Origin of the sequence: Holdemanella hominis, from assembly GCF_014306155.1 — a bacterium.
Taxonomy (GTDB): Bacteria; Bacillota_I; Bacilli_A; order Erysipelotrichales; family Erysipelotrichaceae; genus Holdemanella; species Holdemanella hominis.
The window spans coordinates 1-2862 of record NZ_JACRWH010000097.1 but is presented as its reverse complement, the minus strand read 5'-3'; the positions used below and the strand labels follow the sequence as shown (position 1 = coordinate 2862).

General features: G+C 27.7%; 4 protein-coding genes. 1 reads left to right on the top strand and 3 read right to left on the bottom strand.

The annotated features are described in order from the left end of the window. Positions 1-398 precede the first annotated feature (398 nt). The 3 genes from H8911_RS11945 to H8911_RS11935 form a co-directional block, all read right to left on the bottom strand. Entirely contained in the window at positions 399-620 is a 222-nt protein-coding gene (locus H8911_RS11945) for a hypothetical protein (protein WP_117925705.1), read from the bottom strand. Between the two features lie 4 nt (positions 621-624). Then, complete coding sequence (locus H8911_RS11940; protein ID WP_186999814.1) at positions 625-1632, bottom strand: M56 family metallopeptidase; 1008 nt, start codon at positions 1630-1632, stop codon at positions 625-627. 100 nt (positions 1633-1732) lie between these two features. Beyond that, positions 1733-2104, bottom strand: coding sequence for a BlaI/MecI/CopY family transcriptional regulator (locus H8911_RS11935; protein WP_117925707.1), 372 nt, complete (start codon positions 2102-2104; stop codon positions 1733-1735). Positions 2105-2296: 192 nt separating this feature from the next. Here H8911_RS11935 and H8911_RS11930 point away from each other — a divergent pair, with 192 nt between their 5' ends. Beyond that, positions 2297-2764 (top strand): thioredoxin domain-containing protein, encoded by a 468-nt coding sequence (locus tag H8911_RS11930; protein WP_186999813.1) that lies wholly within the window; start codon positions 2297-2299, stop codon positions 2762-2764. The last annotated feature ends 98 nt before the right edge of the window (positions 2765-2862 follow it).

The window sequence follows — 2862 nt, the reverse complement described above, 5'->3', positions numbered from 1 at the left end:
CTGTAACAAAAAGATAGGAAATGTTCACCCTAAAAGTGTTTAAAGGATATCTCTTTCTCAGAGTTAAAATCCCTATGACTTTTAAAGGTTGATTTATCCCTATCCAGTTTTATATATTCCTTATGTAAGGCACTTTTTATGTGTTTATAGGTTATTTTGCTACCAAATTGATACCAATAATATAGAGAGTGTGTTCCTGATGAGAAATTGAATGTGTATTTTATATCTCAGTTTTAGTCTGTGGTGTAACTATTTTTGTGATTCTTGTACTTCATGTATTTGATAAATAGATAGATTTCTAGAAATTTCACTTCTTCTAACTATTGGTTTGCTGCTAGTCTCGCTTTGTTCTGATTTTACGATGTTAGACTATTTTTTAAGCGTTACTACGTCATAATCTATGCTGGAATCCAATCTCCAATCCATTTTTGTTTAGTGTAATTATAACGACGTTTATATACTCTTCCATTTTCAAGCTTATATCTCCATTCTATGATGTCGGCTCTTGCTTCAATGGCTGGATTTGGTCCGATTTCGTTTGCAAAAACAGAAATAGTTTGAATAAAGTTGCAACTTAAAATTAGTGTTAATAATAAAATAGAATTAATTGTTTTTTTCATAAATTTACTCCTTCACTACTTTTATACCGGATTCAATTAAACTTTTTGGATTATCTATAAAAAAGGATTCTTTTCCGTTACAAAGAGAATATGTCCCATCTTTGTGCTGGATTAAATAATTCTTATTTAGTAGATCTTGCTCAGATAAAGTATCATTCAAATTTTTTGGATTTTCATAATAAGCTTCGAAAATTATGGAATTAGTTAGTATAGGTAATAAAAAAAGGAAGAATAGTAGGAACTTATTTGTCTTTTGTTTGATTTGTTTGTTTAATAAATAATTCACTCGATACGAAAGTATACTGTTACTTTCTCCTATCAAATAAGCTGAAATATCATTTGATATAATACTATCCGCAAACTGTATTTTCTTTTGTACATTTATTAGAGTTTCTGCATAATCTAGTGCATCAATCGGATTTAATGATTCTGTAACTTTTTCGTCTGCTCGAACTTCTATATAAAAGTTGATACATTTCTGTAACCAATATATTGGAGGAAACCACCAATACAAGATTGTTAGTATTGAAGTTACTTGTTTGAAAAGTATGTCATGTTGCTTTAGATGCTGCATTTCATGATTTAAAATATTACTTAGTTCATGTTCTGTAAAACTGATTTCAGGAATTAAGATGCATTTTTTGAAACCAAAAACCATTGGAGATGGAACGTATTTGGTTACATATACGTCATAATCAGGATAAATGAAGCAATCTAAAAATTCTGAAACTTTGAAATAATGAGAATTTTGTATGATTTTTGCTTCCAGTTTTTTTGCCAATATAATATTCTGCACATATCTTCCAACACCAATCAATACTCCAATTAACCAAATTACAATTAGAATATGTGAGACTTTTAATTGATGAAATATCTCATAATTTAAAAAGCTCATTATAGGATTCATGATAGAAGGTAGAGCAATTGTCTTTGTGAATGGTAGTTCAAATGGTAAAAACAAACGAAAACAAGTAATGACAACTAATACGAATAATAAATCTGCTCTAAACAAGCGATAGCCCTTTTCGTGCGTCAATATAAAATTGAAGAGTGCAATTAGGACTAATGAAACACACAGTGTTATGAACAATGAAGAAATGCTAAAATTCATGTTATTTACCAGTCAGTTCTTTTTTCTTTTTTTCAATTAAATGTTCTAACTTTGTAATTTCATCTATATCATTGCTGCTTTGAACATAGTGCACAGCAATCTCTTCGAAAGTTTCTTTTTTTATGAATGAGGAAACATAGTCAGATTCAGAAATACAAGGACTATATAATCGAGCAATCGATTTTTTATTTTTACCTATTCCTGTTACTTCAACATATCCAATTGATAATAGGTATTGAAGAGCTTGAGAAATTGTATAGATACTTAATCCATCCGAAGCTAATTTAATATCATTGGCTGACATCTCTTGATCATGATTCCAAAGAATAGTCATTATTTGGCTTTCTCTTTTTGTTAACTGGGTATAATTCATAGTGAAGTAATCTCCTTTCAATAAAATTATATCAAAGCTTATAAAAAGTAACAAGAAAATAAAAACAAATCAACACTTGTATAAAATCACAAAACATGTATAATTAAAATAAAGATAACGTTATCGAAAAAATAGAAGATTACATAACGATTAGATTATGTAATTGTCTCAATTTAAAGTATTAGGTAGAGGGTGATTGCTATAAAAAAAATATATAATCTTTTGCTGATACTATTCTTAATTCCAGTTCTTTTTGGGTGTGAAATCAAGCAAGCAAAAAGCCAAGGTTCTTTTACTGATATTTCTTATGAAGAATTAGTAAAAAAAATAGATGATAAAGATTCTTTTATATTACAATTTTCCAAAACTTCATGCCCGTATTGTCAAGAATTAGAAGAAGTAGAAAGTGAGTATTTTATAAAAAATAATGAAATCATTTACAGATTTTATATTGATCTAAATGAATTAGATTATGATGAAAACATAGATTTTTTTAAGTCAAAATTTAATGATCTTTCTTTTGTTCCTACTGTTTATTGGATGGAAGAAGGTGTAGCCAAAAATCAATTACCTATTTTAGAAAATAATCAATATGATATCTTAGATAAATGGATTAATGATAACAAAAAATTTTATCAAGGTAGTGTAAAGAATTTATGAAAAACTCGGTATGGGAAGATCGAAATTTGAATAAATTGTTTATACTCTACAAGAATTTCTGATTTACTGTCTATTCTTTAGATTTTAGACAGAAAAAA

Bases quoted from the DNA above. Each gene is read 5' to 3' on its own strand.
- H8911_RS11945 (WP_117925705.1), bottom strand. From the start codon at position 620: ATGAAAAAAACAATTAATTCTATTTTATTATTAACACTAATTTTAAGT.
- H8911_RS11935 (WP_117925707.1), bottom strand. From the start codon at position 2,104: ATGAATTATACCCAGTTAACAAAAAGAGAAAGCCAAATAATGACTATT.